Origin of the sequence: Microbacterium sp. NPDC089188 (assembly GCF_040685155.1) — a bacterium.
GTDB lineage: Bacteria > Actinomycetota > Actinomycetes > Actinomycetales > Microbacteriaceae > Microbacterium > Microbacterium galbum.
Genome location: NZ_JBFBHH010000004.1, coordinates 446,204 through 463,978, shown reverse-complemented (window position 1 = coordinate 463,978; position 17,775 = coordinate 446,204). Strand labels below are relative to the sequence as shown.

The following is a 17,775-nucleotide window of genomic DNA, read 5'->3' as shown; positions in this document are numbered from 1 at the left end:
GGGTCGGTCGACGTGGTACCCCCCGCTCTTCCGCGCCGCTCGGCGCCACGCTGGTCCCGTCGTCGCGGCGTGGTCGGCGTGTTCGGCGCGTGCGCGGCGGTCCTGTTCGCGGCCGCCTACGTCGGGCCCATGAGCGCCGCGTTCTCGCCGGCGCAGGCCGAGGAGCCCCGCACGGTCACCCTCTACGCGGAGGGCCTCGGTGACACGCAGGCGGTGTCGACCTCGGGCGAGAAGCAGGCCCCCGACCTGCAACGCTCGAGCTACAACGTGTACGTCAAGCCGAAGCCGACCCCCACCCCGACGCCCACGCAGACGCGCAGCAGCGACTCGGGTTCGTCGGCCGGCGGGGACGGCGGTGGCGGTGGCGGAGGGCCGCTGTATTACTCCGGCGGGGGAGCGCCCGCGGAATGGATGGCCGCCGCCGGCATCTCGGATGCCGACATGGGCTACGTCGACTACATCGTCAGCCGCGAGAGCGGGTGGAATCCGAACGCCACCAACCGCTCCTCGGGAGCGTGCGGTCTCGTGCAGGCCCTGCCGTGCAGCAAGGTCCCCGGCAACGGGTACGACCCGGTCGACAACCTGCGCTGGGCGACCGGGTACGCCACGGGCCGATACGGCAGCTGGGCGGGCGCGTACGCGTTCTGGACGAGCAACCACTGGTGGTGAGCGGCATCCATGCCCCGCTCACGTAAGCGCCGCCCCGATCCGGGTCGCGGCGACGACTCGCTCGATCGTCTGATCGCCGGGTGGAAGCGCACCGAGGTCAAGCGCGGATCGGAATGGACCGTGCAGCCGCTCTCGGGGCCGCAGGCGGTCAAGGACTACATCTGCCCCGGATGCGGACGCACGGTCGCTTCCGGCACCCCCCACCTCGTCGTCTGGCGCGCCGACGGCGTGCTCGGCGACGCGGCGGATCTCGCCGCACGTCGGCACTGGCACACCCACTGTTGGAGGATCGCCTGATGGAGATTCGCGGACCCGTCCTTCTGCCCGCACGCCGGGAAGACGTCGCCCTGCACACGGTCGATGAGCTCACCCTCGTCGGCGAGCTCGCCCTGCCCCTCGACCGCGAGCCGGTGGCGACCCTTGTGACGTTGCACCCGCTGCCCACGGCAGGCGGGTTCATGGACTCGCACATCCTGCGCAAGGCGGCCGGCCGCCTGCCGGCCCTCGCCGATCTCGCGGTGCTGCGGTTCAACACCCGGGGCACGACGTCTCCCCGCGGCACGAGCGACGGCGCCTTCGACGGGGGAGCGAACGAGTGCTTCGACGTGGCGGCGGCGATGGATTTCGTGCGCGAGCGCGGTCTGCCCCGCCCCTGGCTGGTGGGGTGGTCGTTCGGCACCGAGCTCGCGCTGAAGTACGGCCGCGACCACGACATCGAGGGCGTCATCCTGCTGTCGCCCCCGCTGCATCGGGCGACCGCCGACGAGGTCGCGGCGTGGGCGGGAGACGAGCGCCGGGTGGTCGTGCTGGTTCCCGAGTTCGACGACTACCTGCGACCCGACGAGGCCCGCGAGCGCTTCGCGTCGATTCCGGATGCCACGCTCATCGCCGTCGAAGGCGGGAAGCATCTGTGGGTCGGCGAGACGCAGACGCGCCGCGTGCTCACCGAGATCGTCGCCGCGGTCGCCCCCGACGCCCTTCCGCTCCCCACCGAGTGGGACGGCGACGTCGTCGGCTGAGCTCAGCGCTCGTTCTGCCGCGGGATGATGACCTCGCGGTAGATGATGAGGATGCTCGCGGCCACGGGGATCGCGATGAGGGCGCCCAGCAGGTTGAGCAGTGCGCCGCCGGCCAGCGCCGAGATCACGACGACCGAGCCCGGCACCGACACCGCGCGGTTCATGATACGCGGGGAGATGACGTACGCCTCGATCTGCATGTAGACGAGGTAGTAGATCGCCGCCGCGATGATCGCCCACCCCGGCGTTCCGAGACCCGGAATGAGGCAGGTGAGCACGATGATCGTCGAGCCCGTCAGCGTTCCCACCAGGGGGATGAGCGAGAAGAAGAACGCGATCACGGCGAGCACGGCCGGGAACGGCGCGTTGATGATGGTGAGGAAGATGGCGCTGAGCACGCCGTTGATGACGCCCAGGCTCACCTGCCCCATGACGTAGTAACCCACGGAGTCGGTGATCTTCTCGGCGAGCTCGATGAAGCGCGCGCGCTTGGACGCCGGGACCAGCTGGTACACCGCCGACTTGAGCGAGGGAGTGGATGCCGTGAAGTAGATGGTCAGGATCAGCACGATGAACGCGCCGCCGAGACCTGCTGCCACGGCGCCGGCGCCCGTGAGCAGGCTGTTGCCGATGACCGTGGAGATCGAGCCGACGTCGAGGGTCGTGAACCAGTGCTGGATGCCGGCCCAGACGTCGTCGATCTTGAGCCAGGGAAGGGAGTCGGACACCCACTGCTGCACCTGCGTGACGATCTCGTTCCAGCGTCCCGGCTGCAGCAGCTGCTCGACCTGGGAGATCAGCTGGGCGATCTGGCTGACGATGATCGGCACGACCATGAAGATGATGCCGGCGAAGACGCCGAGCACCGCGAGGATCGTCACGAGGACGGCCGCCCAGCGGGGCAGACCGCGCCGCTCCAGGAAAGACACCACGGGGTCGAGGCCCAACGACAGGAACAGGGCCGTCCCGACGTACAGCAGGATCGTCGAGAGGTTCTGCACGCTCCCGATGAGCAGCAGGCCGACGCCGACTCCGAGAGTCGCCAGGAGTGCGACCCGGAAGGGGTTGTGGATCTTCATGCCGAACGACTCCCGCCTCAGCCGGGCACGCGCCCGTCTCGTCAGGATAGTGACCGTGCGGGCGGGATCGGCGAGGCGCGAGCCTCGCCGCGAACTTTCAGCCGCCCTCCGATAGTCTGAAACGTCGATTCTTCGGTGGCGCCCGAGCTGCCGGTGGGGATGGTGTGAAGCGTGAGATTCGTCTGGGCCGTGGTGGCGTTCGTCATCGCCGCCGCCATGATCGGTGCCGGGATCGCTCAGCGCACGGTTTTCCAGGGTCCATCTGAGACCACCACGTCGGTGCAGACGGAGGGGTCGGCGGCGTACACGCTGATCGACGGCTCCGTGCTCACGAGCGTCCCGGGCGCCCAGACGCTGCGCGTCGAGGGCGACGGCGCGGTGTTCGTCTCCTACGGGCGCACGGCCGACCTCAAGGCGTGGCTCGCCGACGTCGACTACACCGCGGTGACCGTGGACGGTGAGGGGACGGTGCAGACCGCCGATCAGGCCCCGACCGTGACACCCACCTCCCACGCCGCCGCGGGGCGGAGTCCGATCGACAACGACCTGTGGCTGGACGAGTACGAGCAGACCGGGTCGCTGTCCACCACCCTGCAGCTGCCGGACGACATGAGCGTGCTCGTGGCATCCGACGGCACGGCTCCCGCGCCGTCGAACATCAGCGTCACGTGGCCCATCGACGACTCGACGCCCTGGGCGGGTCCGCTCATTGTCGGCGGCGGTATCGCCCTGCTCGCGGGCCTCGTGCTCTACCTGCTCGGCATCCGGCACGTGCGCCGTTCGCGGCGCCCGCGCCGGAAGGGATTGCCCCTGCCGGTCACGGAGCCCATCTCCATCGCCGAGTCGGATGCCGCAGCTCGCGACGCGTCCGCGTCCAAGGGGGTCGTGAGCGAGAGCCCCGCGCGCCGCGGGACAGGCTCGCGCGGCCGGCGCGCACTCGTCGCGGTCCCGGCCCTCGGCGTCTCCGTCGCGCTGCTCGCCGGCTGCTCGGCGGACGCCTGGCCGCAGTTGGCGGCATCCGAGACTCCGAGCCCGACGCCCACGGTCGTCGTTCCCGAGGGGCAATTCCCGCCCGCCGTGACCGAGGCGCAGGCGAAGCGGATCGTCGCGCGCGTGTCGAGCACTGTTTCCTCGGCCGACGCGGCGCTCGATCAGAACGCCGCCGCCCAACGCCTGTCCGGACCGGCGCTCGCCGAGCGCGCCACCAACTACACGCTGCGTGCGGCTCTGCCCGACCGCCCGGCGCTCCCGGCCATTCCCGCGGAGCCGGTTCAGATCGTGCTGCCGCAGACGACGGGCACCTGGCCGCGCACGCTCATGACCGTGGTGGAGTCGGCGGATGCCGCGACCCCGACCACGACGATCATGATGATGACGCAAGAGACGCCGTGGGACGAGTACAAGGCGTCGTACGTCGGGAACCTCGAGGCCTCCACCAACCTGCCGGAGCTCGCCGCCCCCTACGTGGGCGCGACGCAGGTGCCGCCGGACTCCTCGTTCCTCACCCTCGCTCCCGAGAAGGTCGCCGCCGCCTACGCCGACATCATCAACAACGGCGAGAACAGCACCTCGGCCGCGCTCTTCGACACCGCGAACGACCTGTTGCTCTCCGCGATCCAGGACAACAAGACGAAGCGCACCGACGAGCTCAACCAGACCGGCGCCGGAACGGCTGAGATCAGTTTCGCCGCCTCGGCGGGGCCCGCCGCCCCCATCGCCCTCGCGACGCTCGACACCGGCGCGATCGTCGCCGTGAATGTCTACGAGAGCGACACGGCGAAGCCCACGAACGCCGACGCGGTCATCAAGCTCGACAACAATCCGGCGGTCAAGGCCCTGACCGGTGTCGACCAGTCCGCGACAGGCTTCACCACGACCTACTCCGACCAGGTGTTCTTCTACGTGCCCAGCCAGGGCTCCGACGACAAGATCCGCCTGCTCGGCTACCGTTCCAGCCTCCTCGAAGCGAAGGTGTCCCCGTGAGCACTCCCGCCCCCGGCTCCGTCATGCGCGGTGCCGTCGACCTCTCGTCGCTGCGCAACCGTCCCGCCGCCCCCGCGGCCCCCGCGACCCCTCCCGCCGAGGGCGCCGCCCCGGCCGGTGCCCTGCCCCTGGTCTTCGATGTGACCGACGCGACCTTCGGCGAGGTGCTCGAGCTCTCGCGCACGGTTCCCGTCGTCATCGACCTGTGGGCCGAGTGGTGCGGGCCGTGCAAGCAGCTCAGCCCGGTGCTCGAGAAGGTCGTCACCGAACTGGCCGGACGCCTCGTACTGGCGAAGGTCGACGTCGACGCCAACCCGCAGCTGGCGCAGGGCTTCCGCGCGCAGTCCATTCCGATGGTCCTCGCGCTCGTCGCGGGTCAGCCCGTTCCGCTGTTCACCGGCGCGGTGCCCGAGCAGCAGGTGCGCGACGTCTTCGCTCAGCTGCTGCAGCTCGCCGCCCAGCACGGCGTCACCGGCACCGTTCCCGTCGCCGGGGCGGCCGATGCGGCTCCGGCAGAGGAGCCCCCGCTGCCGCCGCTGCACGCCGAGGCGTTCGCCGCGATCGAGGAGGGCGACTACGCCCGCGCGATCACGGCGTACGAGAAGGCTCTCGCCGAGAATCCGCGTGACTCCGACGCCCGTGCGGGCCTCGGTCAGGTGCGCCTGCTCGACCGCGTGCAGGGCGCCGACCTGCAGGCGGCGCGCGCCGCGGCGGCGGCCGATCCCACGGGCGTCGACGCCCAGTTCGTCGTCGCCGACCTCGATGTCGTCGGCGGACACGTCGATGACGCATTCGGGCGTCTGCTCGATCTCTTCGCGGCGCTCCCTGCCGACGAGCGCGCCCCGGTCCGCGAGCGCCTGCTCGAGCTGTTCGGGATCATCGGCGACGACGACGCCCGCGTCGTACGGGCGCGCGCGCGACTGGCATCCCTGCTCTTCTGACACGACCGACGACGCGGCCCGGTCCCTCTCGGGGGTCCGGGCCGTCGTTCGTCCTAGCCGGCGCGAGATGCGATCGTCGATCAACACGCGGGTGTCCCCTCCCACCGGAGGCCGGTCACGGACCCCGGGCACGCGAACGCCCCGCCCCGGTGATCGGGACGGGGCGTCGGACTCCGCGGGTCAGGACCCGGCGCGGTGGTGCAGCCAGAGCACCCCGAGCGGCGGGAGGGTGAGGGTCGCGCTCCCGCGGCTATCGGTCGTGACCGTGCCGAGGTTGCCCTGGCCAGAACCGCCGAACACCTCCGCGTCGCTGTTGAGCACTTCGGTCCACGACCCGGATTCGGGCAGGTCGAGCGGGAAGTCGGTGAGCGGGACGCCGGAGAAGTTGCACACGACCGCGATCGTGTTGCCGTGGTGGTCACGACGGGCGAAAGCGAGCACGTTCGGGTTCCACGCGGGCGCGCCGAGACGCGAGAAGGCCGCTCCGTCGTGGTCGCGTGACCAGAGGGCCGCCTGATCCTTGTACACGCGGTTCAGCTCGGCGACGAATTCGTGCAGCTGCTTGTGGGAGGGCTGGTCGAGCATCCACCAGTCGATCGACCGGGACTCGGACCACTCCGACATCTGGCCGAACTCCTGGCCCATGAAGAGCAACTGCTTGCCCGGGTGGCCCCACATGTACGCCAGGAAGGCGCGCATGTTGGCGAGCTTCTGCCAGTGGTCTCCCGGCATGCGGCCGAAGAGGCTCCCCTTGCCGTGCACGACCTCGTCGTGGCTGATGGGCAGGACGAAGTTCTCGCTGAAGGAGTAGACGAACGAGAACGACAGCTCGCCCTCATGGTGCGACCGGTACATCGGATCGCGACCGATGTACTGCAGCGAGTCGTTCATCCACCCCATGTTCCACTTGAAGCCGAAACCGAGTCCGGCGTGCGACGTCGGGGCGGTGACGCCGGGGAAACTCGTCGACTCCTCGGCGATGAGGGCGATGCCGGGGTAGCGCTTGTAGGACGTCGCGTTGACTTCCTGCAGGAAGCGGATCGCCTCGAGGTTCTCGCGACCGCCGAATTGGTTCGGTGCCCATTCGCCGTCGTTGCGGGAGTAGTCGAGATAGAGCATGGATGCCACGGCATCCACGCGCAGACCGTCGACGTGGAACTCCTCGAACCAGTACAGCGCGTTCGCGACGAGGAAGTTGCGCACCTCGTTGCGGCCGTAGTCGAAGATGAGCGTGCCCCAGTCCTTGTGCTCGCCGCGGCGGGGGTCGGGGTGCTCGTAGAGGGCCTCGCCGTCGAAGCGGGCCAGGGCGAAGTCGTCTTTCGGGAAGTGCCCGGGGACCCAGTCCATGATGACGCCGATGCCGGCCTGGTGAAGACGGTCGATGAGGTAACGCAGGTCGTCGGGGGAGCCGAAGCGGCTCGTGGGGGCGTAGTAGCCCGACACCTGGTAGCCCCACGACCCACCGAAGGGGTGCTCGGCGAGCGGAAGGAACTCGACGTGGGTGAAGCCCTGAGCGCCGACGTAGGCGATGATCTCGTCGGCCGCGTCGCGGTACGAGAGGCCCTGCTTCCATGAGCCGAGGTGCAGCTCGTAGATCGACATCGGGCGGTCGATCGGCGCGGTGCGGGAGCGCTCGTCGATCCAGCGGTCGTCGGCCCAGGCGTAGGCGGAGTCGGTGACGACCGACGCGGTGGCCGGGGGGACCTCGGCGAGGCGCGCCATCGGGTCGGCCTTCTCGATCCACTGGCCACCGCGGGTGAGGATCTCGAACTTGTAGCGTGCGCCGATCCCGACGCCGGGGATGAAGAGCTCCCAGACGCCGCTTCCGCCCATCGAGCGCATCGCGCTGCCCGACCCGTCCCAGCCGTTGAAGTCGCCGATCACGCGCAACGCACGGGCGTCGGGCGCCCACACGGTGAAGGCGGTGCCCGAGGACCCGTCGAGTTCGCGGACGTGCGCTCCGAGCACGCGCCACAGCTCCTCGTGACGTCCCTCGGTGATGAGGTGCAGGTCGAGCTCGCCGATGGAGGGGGCGTGGCGATAGCCGTCATCGGCCGCATGCTCCGACCCGTCGTACGACGCACGTACCAGGTATGCCCCGGGGAAGGCGTCGACCGCGGCCTCCCAGATGCCCCCGCGCACGTGCTCGAGCGGAACCGGGGTACCGTCGGCGAGCTCGGCGACGACGGTCGCGGCGAGGGGGCGCCGCGAGCGGATGACCCACCCGTCGCCGGTCTCGTGCACGCCCAGCACGCTGTGCGGGTCGTGGTGGGAGCCGTGGGCCACGGCATCCAGGATCTCGGGGGAGAGGGAGGTCATCGGTTCTCCTTGACGTGCAGGATGTGCACGGGCTCGCTGAAGGCGTCGAGGCGGACGAAGTTGTGGTCGGCCCAGGTCCAGACCTGGCCGGTCACGAGGTCTTCGACGTCGTACGACGCGCCGGGTTCGACGCCGAACAAGGTCGTGTCGAGGTGGACGGTGGTCTCGCGCGCCGAGTGCGGGTCGACGTTGGCGACGACGATCACCGTGTCGGAGGTGCCCGTGGGGCTGAGGGCGGCATCCAGGTGCTTGGAGTACACGAGGATGGCGTCGTCGTCGCTCCAGTGCACCTGCAGGTTGCGCAGCTGACGGAGGGCCGGATGGGCGCGGCGCGCGGCGTTGAGCATGCGCAGGTAGGGGGCGAGAGAGTCGCCCGCCGCCTCGGCGCCCGCCCAGTCGCGGAACTTGTACTCGTACTTCTCGTTGTCGATGTTCTCTTCGGAGCCCGGGCGCGCGATGTTCTCGTAGAGCTCGTACCCGGCGTAGACGCCGTAGGTGGGGGCGGCCGTCGCGGCGATCGCGGCGCGGATCTTGTAGGCCGGGCGCCCCCCGAACTGCAGGTACTCCGTGAGGATGTCGGGGGTGTTGACGAAGAGGTTGGGCCGCAGGAAGTCGTCGGTCTCGTGGGCGAGGCCGCCGAGGAACTCCTCGAGCTCCTCCTTCGTGTTGCGCCAGGTGAAGTACGTGTAGCTCTGCTGGAACCCGGCCATCGCCAGACCCTGCAGGGGTGCCGGACGCGTGAACGCCTCCGCCAGGAAGACGGCGTCGGGTTCTTCCGCGCTCACCGTGGCGATGAGCCACTCCCAGAACTGCAGCGGCTTGGTGTGGGGGTTGTCGACGCGGAAGATGGTGACTCCCTGCGCGATCCAGTGGCGCACGATGCGCAGCACCTCGGCGCGGATGCCCTCGGGGTCGTTGTCGAAGTTGACCGGGTAGATGTCCTGATACTTCTTGGGCGGGTTCTCGGCGAACGCGATCGAGCCGTCGGGGAGCGTCGTGAACCACTCGGGGTGCTCTGCGACCCACGGGTGGTCGGGCGAGGCCTGCAGCGCGAGGTCGAGCGCCACCTCGACGCCGTTCTCGCGCGCGGCGGCGACGAAGGCGCGGAAGTCCTCGAGCGTGCCGAGGTCGGGGTGCACCGTGTCGTGCCCGCCCTCCGCGGCGCCGATGGCCCACGGCGAGCCCGGGTCGCCCGGCTGCGTGACGAGCGTGTTGTTCGGACCCTTGCGGTTGGTCACGCCGATGGGGTGGATCGGCGGGAGGTAGAGCACGTCGAAGCCCATGTCGGCCACGCCGGGGAGGCGATCGACGGCGGTGCGGAACGTGCCGCTGACCACGGACCCGTCGTCGCGGCGCGTGGCGCCCTCCGAGCGCGGGAAGAACTCGTACCAGGCGCCCACACCGGCGCGCTCGCGCTCGACGAGCAGCTCGGCGTCTTTACCGACCGAGACGAGTCCCATCATCGGCCGGACCTCGAACAGCGCGGCGATCGCGGGGTCACGCACGATCTGCAGGGCGGTGTCGTCGTGCACCTCCGGGTCGCGCAGCGCGCGGGCGGCGTCGTACAGGCGGTCCTTGTCGCTGCCGGGGCGCTTCTTCTCGCCACGGGCGCGGTCGAACAGCTGGGCGCCCATCTCGCGCATGAGCGCGGTGTCGACACCTGCGGCGATCTTCAGGTCGGCCGCGTGCTCCCATGTCGCGAAGTCGTCGGCGAACGACTCGAACCGGAAGCGCCACACGCCCTGCTCGAGCGGGGCCACGAGGGTCGACCAGCGGTCGAAGCCGTCGTTGAGGGGGCTGAGTCGATGCAACGACTCGTCACCCGAGGGCGAGAACAGTCGCACCTGGACGCCGATGCGGTCGTGCCCCTCGCGGAATGCGGTGACCGTGAAGGGAACGGCTTCGCCCAGGTACGCGGACGGGCGGAATCGCCCACCCGGGACGCTCGGATGCGGCAGGGCCATCGGGATGCGCGGCGTGACCACGCTGCGCGAGGCCGGCGTCGGCTTGACCGGACGCACGGGAATCGAGGCGGCGCTGCGCCAGGGCAGCTCGGGCGAAGGAGTCGTCGTGGTGGCCACGATCCGAACCTACCGCGGGCCACCGACGTTGCCGCATCGTTTCGCGCGGCCTTGACAGGGCGCTGCGGTTACTCGACGCGGAACAGCATCATCGACGCGCCCGTCACCGGCACGACGTCTCCCGCGGCGAACCGGGCTGGGGCGGACGTGGGCGTCTCGTCGGCACTGGACCACAGGGCGAGGTAGGCGAGGTCGGGCTCTCCGTCGATGCGCGGCAGCACGATCTCGGTGTCCGCCTCGGTGCCGTGCACCACGAGAAGCACGCGGTTCGGGTCCTCGTCCTCGGGCGTCGACGTCGCGAGGTACTGCAGCGTGCGGTGGGCGGGGTCGTTCCACCGGTCGCTCGACATCGTGTCGCCGCGCTCGTCGAACCACTCCATGACGGATGCCGAGGGGATCCGCTCCCCGAGCCGGGCGAAGCGGCGGGGGCGCAGGGCGGGGTTCTCCCGCCGCACCTGCAGCAGGCGCTGGGTGTGGGCGAACAGGTCGCGCTGCCAGGGCGCGAGGTCCCACGACAACCACGTCAGGGCGGAGTCGTGGCAGTAGGCGTTGTTGTTGCCGCGCTGCGTGCGCCCCATCTCGTCTCCGGCCGTGATCATGGGGACCCCGGCGGACAGCAGCAGGGTGCCCATCAGGTTGCGCATGGCCTTGCGTCGCGTGGCGAGGACGCGCTCGTCGTCGGTGCGGCCCTCGGCGCCGTGGTTGAACGAGCGGTTGGTGTCGGCACCGTCGCGGTTCTGCTCGCCGTTGCCCAGGTTGTGCTTGACGTCGTACGACACGAGATCGCGCAGCGTGAAGCCGTCGTGGGCCGTGACGAAGTTGACGCTCGCGAGCGGGCCGCGCTCCTCGCTGAACGTGTTCGACGAACCCGCGAGCCGGGTGGCGAACCCGCCCACGCCGACCGGGGCGGTGTCGGCGCGGCGCGCGTAGTCGATGTCGCTCAACCAGAAGTTGCGCACGCGGTCGCGATACCGGTCGTTCCACTCCAGCCACCCGGGGCCGAAGTTGCCGGTCTGCCATCCGCCCATGCCGACGTCCCAGGGCTCCGCGATGAGTTTCGCGTCCGCGAGCCGCTCGTCGTCGCGGATGGCCGTGAGCAGCGGGTGATCGGGGGCGAAGGAGTGATGCGCGTCCCGCCCGAGCGTCACCGCCAGGTCGAAGCGGAAGCCGTCGATCTGCACGTCTTCCGACCAGTAGCGGAGCGAGTCGAGGACGAGCCGGGCAGCGGCATCCGTCGAGGTGTTCACCGCGTTGCCGCATCCGGTCTCGTCGATGTAGACGCCCTCGGCCGTCTGCCGGTAGTAGGCGCGGTTGTCAATCCCGCGCAGGCTCGTGCGGGGACCGCCGATGCCCTCTTCGGCGGTGTGGTTGTAGACCACGTCGAGCAGCACCTCGAGCCCCGCCTCGTGCAGGAGCTTGACCATCCCCTTGAACTCGCGCAGCACTGCGTCGGGGCCCTCGGCGCGGCTGGCGGCCGTGGCGTAGGGCGCGTGCGGGGTGAAGAAGTTGAGGGAGTTGTAGCCCCAGTAGTTCGACAGTCCGAGCTGCAGCAGGCGCGGTTCGGTGGCGAAGGCGTGCACGGGCAGCAGTTCGACGCTGGTGACCCCGAGCGAGAGCAGATGGTCGATCATCGCGGGGTGCGCGAGGCCCGCGTACGTGCCGTGCAGTGCCGGGGGGATGAAGGGATGCCGCTTGGTCAGGCCCTTCACGTGCCCCTCGTAGATCACCGTGCGGTCCAGGGGCACACGGGGCTTCGCCGACGAGCCCCAGTCGAACGAGCCGTCGACCACGACCGAGCGCCAATCGCCGAAGCTGCCCGACACGAGTCCGCGCGAGTACGGCTCGATCAGCAGCGACTGCGGGTTGAAGGTGTGTCCCGGTCCGTGCGGTCCGCCCACGCGGATCGCGTACCGTGCCCCGGGCCGCAGGAGCGGTGTCGACGCCTCGAACACGCCCCCGCCCACGGGAGTCATCGTGATCGTCTCGGTGGCCCAGTCGAGGTCGACGTCGTCGAAGACGAGCAACTGCATCGCGTCGGCGGCGCCCGACCACACGCGCAGCGTCCCGCCGTCGGGACCGAGACGCACCCCGAGGTCGTCGAGCGCGGGAGTCAGCAGGCTCGGTCGGGTGGAGGAGCGGGCGGGGAGGACAGTCTCGGGTCGGACCATGCGTCTTAGGGTAGTGAAGACGGACGGCGGAGCCGGGAGGGTGGCGGATGCGGGTCTACCTCGATCACGCAGCGACGACGCCTCTTCGCGCAGAGGCGCGGGAGGCCTGGCTCGCCGCGCACGAGGTGCTCGGCAACCCCTCGTCGATCCATGGGGCGGGTCAGGATGCGCGGCGCCTGCTCGAAGACGCCCGTGACGGTCTCGCCGAGGTCCTGGGATGCCAGAGCATCGAGGTCGTGCTGACCTCGGGCGGCACGGAAGCGGCGAATCTCGCCCTGAAGGGGCTCTGGTGGGCGCGCGAGCCCGGTGCGCGTGCCCTGGTGCTGCCCGACGGCGAGCACCACGCGACCCTCGACGTCGTCGGCTGGCTCGCGGCGTCGCAGGAGGCCGAGGTCCGCTCCGTGCCCCTCGATCCGGTCGGGCGCATCGACGGCGACTCCTTCGCGGCCGCCCTGCCCGGGGCCGCTGTCGCGACGGCGCTCGTGGCCAACAACGAGGTCGGGACGATCCAGGATGCCGCGGGCCTGGCGGCAGCGGCATCCGGTGCCGGAATTCCCCTGCACCTCGACGCGGTGTCGGCGCTCGGGCAGATCCCGGTCGACTTCTCCGCGTGGCGCGGGGCCGGCTCGGCGCGCGGGGGACTGGTCGCGATGTCGGTGTCGGCGCACAAGGTCGGCGGACCCGTCGGCGTGGGCGCCGCCGTCGTGTCGCGGCACGCCACGATGACACCGCTCCTGCACGGCGGCGGTCAGCAGCGCGGGCTCCGCGCCGGGACGCAGGACGTCGCGGGTGCGGCCGCCTTCGCCGCCGCCGCACGCGCGGCCGAGGCGGAGCGCGAGCGGGAGAGCGCGCGTCTGGCGGCCCTGCGCGACCGTCTGGTGAGCGGCATCCTGCAGTCCATCCCCGCCGCGCGGCTGCTGGGCGACCCCCACGACCGCCTTCCCGGCAACGCGCACGTGCTGTTCCCGGATGCCGCCGGCGAGACGCTGCTGTTCCTGCTCGACATGGCGGGGGTCGCGGTCTCGACCGGGTCCGCCTGCCAGGCCGGGGTGGCCGAGCCCTCGCACGTGGTGCTCGCCCTGGGCCACGACGACCGTGCGGCGCGATCGGTGCTGCGCTTCACCCTCGGGCACACCTCCACGGCCGATGACGTCGAGTCCGTTCTCGCCCGGCTCCCCGACGCGTACGCGCGGGCCGTGGCATCCGGCGCATCCGGCGCCCGTTCAGCGGGCCGTTCGTAGACTGGGACGATGCGAGTTCTGGCGGCGATGAGCGGAGGCGTGGACTCCGCGGTGGCGGCGGCCCGCGCCGTGGAGGCCGGTCATGACGTGGTCGGTGTGCACCTGGCGCTCTCGCGGGCCGGCGGGACTCTTCGCGCCGGGAGCCGCGGCTGCTGCACGATCGAGGACGCCATGGACGCGCGCCGCGCGGCCGACAAGCTCGGGATGCCCTTCTACGTGTGGGACTTCTCGGAGCGCTTCCGTGACGACGTCATCGAGGACTTCGTGTCGGAGTACCGCGCGGGCCGCACCCCCAACCCCTGCATGCGGTGCAACGAGAAGATCAAGTTCGCCGCCCTCCTCGAGCGCGCGATCGAGCTCGGCTTCGACGCCGTCTGCACCGGCCACTACGCCACCCTCGTCGACACTCCGGAGGGTCGCGAACTGCACCGGGCCTCGGATGCCGCGAAGGACCAGTCCTACGTGCTCGGCGTGCTGACGGCCGAGCAGCTCGCGCACACGTACTTCCCGCTCGGGTCGACCCCCTCGAAGGCGGTCGTGCGTGCGGAGGCCCAGGCGCGGGGACTCACCGTGGCGCACAAGCCCGACAGCCACGACATCTGCTTCATCCCCGACGGCGACACGCGCGGCTGGCTCGCCGACAAGGTGGGCGCCGAGCGCGGTGACATCCTCGACCGCACGGGCGCCGTCGTGGGCACCCACGAGGGGGCGCACGCCTTCACCGTGGGGCAGCGACGCGGACTGCAGCTGGGGGTTCCGGCATCCGATGGGAAGCCCCGGTTCGTGCTCGAGGTGCGCCCGGTGAACAACACCGTCGTGGTGGGACCGAAGGAAGCCCTGGCCTGCAGCGAGATCGCCGGGGAGCGCTTCACCTGGGCGGGCCGCGCGCCGTCGGCGTCGACCTTCGCCTGTCACGTGCAGATCCGGGCTCACGCCGATCCGGTGCCGGCCGCCGCCGTGCTCGAGGACGGGGTCGTGACCGTGCGACCCGAGACGCCGTTCGACGGTGTCGCACCCGGGCAGACCGCCGTGCTGTACGACGGGACGCGCGTGATCGGTCAGTTCACCATCGACCGGACGGTGTCGGCGGTTCCGGTCGAGGTCTGACGCGTTCGACGTCGCGCGGTGGTGCGCGCCCAGGGCAGAACGGCGCGCGGCAAGGGCCGCGGCGATGTCGGAGGCCCTCCCTAAGCTGGATGCCGTGACTGAGCTCCCCGACATCCCCCTCGACGCGGCGCGCGCCGAATGGACCGACCTGGCCCAGCGCGTGCTCGACGCGCGCGACGCGTACTACGGGCGCGACGCCGAACTCGTCGACGATGCGACGTACGACGGATGGATGCATCGGCTCGAGGCCCTGGAGCGCCGCTATCCCGAGCTGCAGGGGCAGGACAGTCCGACGCAGTCCGTCGGAGCCGCCGAGGCGACCGACCTCGTGACGATCGAGCACGCCGAGCGCATGCTGAGTCTCGACAACGTGTTCTCACCCGACGAGCTGCGCGATTGGGCGGTCAAGACGCAGGCGTCGGCGGGCCGGCCCGTGCAGTGGCTCAGCGAGTTGAAGATCGACGGGCTCGCGATCAACCTCCGCTACGAGAACGGCGTCCTGACGTCGGCGGCGACGCGCGGAGACGGCCGCGTCGGCGAGATCGTGACCGAGAACGCCCTGCGCGTGACCGGCATCCCTCGCGAGCTGTCGGGCGAGGGGCATCCGGCCCTCGTCGAGGTGCGCGGCGAGGTGTTCATCCCCGTCGCCGCGTTCGAGAACCTCAACCGTCTGCAGGGCGAGTACCGCGAGCGCGCGATCGCCGAGGCGCGCGAGCGCTCCGCGGGACGACGCGGAGGGCGGGCGTTCGACGAAGAGAAGGCGGAGCTCGCCGCGGCGCGCCGCTTCCCGGCCTTCGCGAATCCGCGCAACGCGGCGAGCGGCGGGCTGCGGCAGCAGATCGAGAAGAAGAGCGGTCTCGAGCTCGAGGCCGGGCTCGCCCGTATCGCCTCGCTGGCCCTGTACGTGCACGGAATCGGCGCCTGGCCCGATCCGCCGGTGGCGGCGCAGAGCGAGATCTACGATCTGCTGAAGGGATGGGGCCTGCCGACCTCGCCGTACAGCAAGGTCGAGGCCTCGATCGACGGCGTCCTCGACTTCGTCGCCCATCACGGTGAGCATCGGCATGACGTCGAGCACGAGATCGACGGTGTCGTCCTCAAGGTCGATGAACTTGCCCTCCACGACGAGCTCGGCGCCACGAGCCGTGCGCCCCGCTGGGCGATCGCGTACAAGTACCCGCCCGAGCAGGTCAACACGAAGCTGCTCGACATCGTCGTGTCGGTCGGCCGCACCGGGCGCGCCACGCCGTTCGCCGTGATGGAGCCCGCCAAGGTGGCCGGCAGCGTCGTGCGCCAAGCGACGCTTCACAACCAGGACGTCGTGAAGGTCAAGGGCGTACTCATCGGCGACACCGTCGTGCTGCGCAAGGCGGGCGACGTCATCCCCGAGGTGCTCGGTCCCGTCGTCGAGCTGCGCGACGGCACCGAGCGGGCCTTCGTCATGCCCGCCGACTGCCCGGAGTGCGGCACGCCGCTGCGCCCGGCGAAAGAGGGCGACATCGACCTGCGGTGCCCGAACGCGCGTTCGTGCCCCGCGCAGGTCCGCGGTCGCGTCGAGCACATCGGCTCGCGTGGTGCCCTCGACATCGAGGCGCTCGGCGAGGTGACGGCCGCCGCCCTCACGCAACCCGAGGTTCCCGAGCGCCCGCCGCTCGACACCGAGGCCGGGCTGTTCGATCTCACCGTCGACGAGCTGGTCCCCATCGAGGTCGTCGTCCGCGACTCCGAGACGGGGGAGCGCAAAGTCGACGCCGACACGGGCGAGCTGGTGCGACGCGCACCGTTCCAGAAGCTCGGCCCCGCGACCTACCCGCCCGGATCCGAGAACCTCGACCCCGCGGAGCGCCGCCGTCGTGGCATCCGGAAGGACTACCGCGAGGTGCGCCCCTCGGAGCAGGCGACCAAGCTGGTCGCCGAGCTGGAGAAGGCCAAGACCAAAGACCTGTGGCGCCTGCTCGTCTCCCTGAACATCCGTCACGTGGGTCCGGTCGCCGCGCGCGCTCTCGCGCAGTGGTTCGGATCGCTGGATGCCATCCGGGCGGCCACGCGGGAAGAGCTCGCCGCCGTCGAGGGGGTCGGCGGCATCATCGCCGACGCGGTGATCGATTGGTTCGAGGTCGACTGGCATCGCGAGATCGTCGAGCGCTGGCAGGCGGCCGGCGTGCGCTTCTCGATCCCCGGCCACCCGGGCCCGGGCGCCGCCGCCGCGGCGGGGGGCGTGCTCGCGGGCGTCACCGTGGTCGCGACCGGTTCTCTCGACGGGTACACGCGCGAAGGAGCTCAAGAAGCGATCATCTCGGCGGGTGGCAAGGCCGCGTCGAGCGTGTCGAAGAAGACGGACTTCGTCGCCGCCGGCCCGGGTGCCGGATCCAAGCTCGCCAAGGCCGAGGAACTGGGGCTGCGCATCCTCGACGCGGCGCAGTTCAAGATCCTGGTCGAGCAGGGGCCCGCCGCGCTCGACGGCGCGAGGTCGGAGGGTGACGCGGAGGCGCCGACCGAATGACGGGGAAGGGTGGGGCCGAAGCCCCGCCCTTCCGGCTCGCGGGACCGCAGCCCCGCCCTTCCGGTTCGCGGGACCGCAGCCCCGCCCTTCCGGCTGCTGCCCGTCAGCCGGCGCAGGCCGTGCCGGCCTGTGTGAAGCTCTCCTGCAGTGCGGTGATCTGCTCACCCAGCCCACTCGCTTTGCTCGGGTCGGCCATGACCCCCTCGAGGAACGTGACGTACTGGTCGAGGGTCTGAGTGGCGTTCTGCGCCGCGGGGGCGATCTCCGCGTTCGTGATCTGCGAGAAGTCGCCCTTCACCTTGCTCGCGAGCTCCTTGAAGCGGGTGACCGCAGCCTGGGGATCCGACGTGTCGATGTCGCCACTGGCGGAGGTGACGTCGTTGAACGACGTGATGATGATCTGGCAGGCGTCCTGCTTCGACTGGTCTCCGGCCGGCACGACCGATGCCTGCGACGGCGTCGGGGCGGAGCCCGATGCGACGCTGCTCGGCGCCGAGCTCTCCTGCGCGGCGGAGTCCGCATCCGAGGATCCGCCCCCGGAACACCCCGCCAGGAGCAGAGCGGTCGCGGCGATGGCGGCGAACGAGGCGCGTTTGACGATCATGTGAGTCCCCCCAAAGGTCACGGCCGGGCCAGGGATCGGCCCGTCGCCCCACGGTAGCGAA

13 protein-coding genes are annotated in these 17,775 nt (G+C 70.9%); 8 read left to right on the top strand and 5 right to left on the bottom strand.

Annotation, left to right across the window (positions count from 1 at the left end):
* Positions 1 to 69 precede the first annotated feature (69 nt).
* Genes AB0N80_RS15335 through AB0N80_RS15325 form a run of 3 tightly spaced genes read left to right on the top strand, consistent with a single transcriptional unit; the run spans position 70 to position 1,688 of the window.
* Positions 70 to 669, top strand: a complete 600-nt coding sequence (locus tag AB0N80_RS15335) for a transglycosylase SLT domain-containing protein (protein WP_363391924.1) — start codon at positions 70 to 72, stop codon at positions 667 to 669.
* Between the two features lie 9 nt (positions 670 to 678).
* Positions 679 to 966 (top strand): hypothetical protein, encoded by a 288-nt coding sequence (locus AB0N80_RS15330; RefSeq protein WP_315995537.1) that lies wholly within the window; start codon positions 679 to 681, stop codon positions 964 to 966.
* Positions 966 to 1,688, top strand: a complete 723-nt coding sequence (locus AB0N80_RS15325) for an alpha/beta hydrolase (RefSeq protein WP_363579232.1) — start codon at positions 966 to 968, stop codon at positions 1,686 to 1,688. Before AB0N80_RS15330 ends, AB0N80_RS15325 begins: the two co-directional genes overlap by 1 nt.
* A gap of 2 nt (positions 1,689 to 1,690) precedes the next feature.
* Here AB0N80_RS15325 and AB0N80_RS15320 read toward each other — a convergent pair whose 3' ends face one another.
* Complete coding sequence (locus AB0N80_RS15320) at positions 1,691 to 2,767, bottom strand: AI-2E family transporter (RefSeq protein ID WP_315995539.1); 1,077 nt, start codon at positions 2,765 to 2,767, stop codon at positions 1,691 to 1,693.
* A gap of 171 nt (positions 2,768 to 2,938) precedes the next feature.
* Between AB0N80_RS15320 and AB0N80_RS15315 the strand changes: the two genes are divergently transcribed.
* Together AB0N80_RS15315 and AB0N80_RS15310 are read left to right on the top strand one after the other, a co-directional pair.
* Entirely contained in the window at positions 2,939 to 4,750 is a 1,812-nt protein-coding gene (locus AB0N80_RS15315) for a glycosyl transferase (RefSeq protein ID WP_363579230.1), read from the top strand.
* Positions 4,747 to 5,691, top strand: coding sequence for a tetratricopeptide repeat protein (locus tag AB0N80_RS15310; protein ID WP_363391916.1), 945 nt, complete (start codon positions 4,747 to 4,749; stop codon positions 5,689 to 5,691). The genes AB0N80_RS15315 and AB0N80_RS15310 overlap by 4 nt, the downstream gene beginning before the upstream one ends.
* Before the next feature lie 180 nt (positions 5,692 to 5,871).
* Here AB0N80_RS15310 and glgB read toward each other — a convergent pair whose 3' ends face one another.
* The 3 genes from glgB to glgX all read right to left on the bottom strand — a co-directional run bounded on the left by glgB (position 5,872) and on the right by glgX (position 12,259).
* Positions 5,872 to 8,010 (bottom strand): 1,4-alpha-glucan branching protein GlgB, encoded by a 2,139-nt coding sequence (gene glgB / locus AB0N80_RS15305; protein ID WP_363579229.1) that lies wholly within the window; start codon positions 8,008 to 8,010, stop codon positions 5,872 to 5,874.
* Positions 8,007 to 9,974: a maltotransferase domain-containing protein gene (locus tag AB0N80_RS15300; protein ID WP_363579400.1), complete on the bottom strand. Its 1,968-nt coding sequence runs from the start codon at positions 9,972 to 9,974 to the stop codon at positions 8,007 to 8,009. The genes glgB and AB0N80_RS15300 overlap by 4 nt, the downstream gene beginning before the upstream one ends.
* Before the next feature lie 185 nt (positions 9,975 to 10,159).
* Positions 10,160 to 12,259, bottom strand: coding sequence for a glycogen debranching protein GlgX (glgX, locus tag AB0N80_RS15295; protein WP_315995543.1), 2,100 nt, complete (start codon positions 12,257 to 12,259; stop codon positions 10,160 to 10,162).
* 47 nt (positions 12,260 to 12,306) lie between these two features.
* Between glgX and AB0N80_RS15290 the strand changes: the two genes are divergently transcribed.
* The 3 genes from AB0N80_RS15290 to ligA all read left to right on the top strand — a co-directional run bounded on the left by AB0N80_RS15290 (position 12,307) and on the right by ligA (position 17,110).
* Positions 12,307 to 13,500 carry a cysteine desulfurase family protein gene (locus AB0N80_RS15290; RefSeq protein ID WP_363579228.1) on the top strand — a complete coding sequence of 398 codons (1,194 nt, stop codon included), beginning with the start codon at positions 12,307 to 12,309 and terminating at the stop codon, positions 13,498 to 13,500.
* Positions 13,501 to 13,509: 9 nt separating this feature from the next.
* Entirely contained in the window at positions 13,510 to 14,607 is a 1,098-nt protein-coding gene (gene mnmA, locus AB0N80_RS15285) for a tRNA 2-thiouridine(34) synthase MnmA (protein WP_315995545.1), read from the top strand.
* Between the two features lie 64 nt (positions 14,608 to 14,671).
* Entirely contained in the window at positions 14,672 to 17,110 is a 2,439-nt protein-coding gene (gene ligA / locus AB0N80_RS15280) for an NAD-dependent DNA ligase LigA (RefSeq protein WP_363579226.1), read from the top strand.
* 103 nt (positions 17,111 to 17,213) lie between these two features.
* On the opposite strand, the gene AB0N80_RS15275 is transcribed toward ligA, so the two are convergent.
* Positions 17,214 to 17,714 (bottom strand): hypothetical protein, encoded by a 501-nt coding sequence (locus AB0N80_RS15275; RefSeq protein WP_363579224.1) that lies wholly within the window; start codon positions 17,712 to 17,714, stop codon positions 17,214 to 17,216.
* Positions 17,715 to 17,775 lie beyond the last annotated feature (61 nt).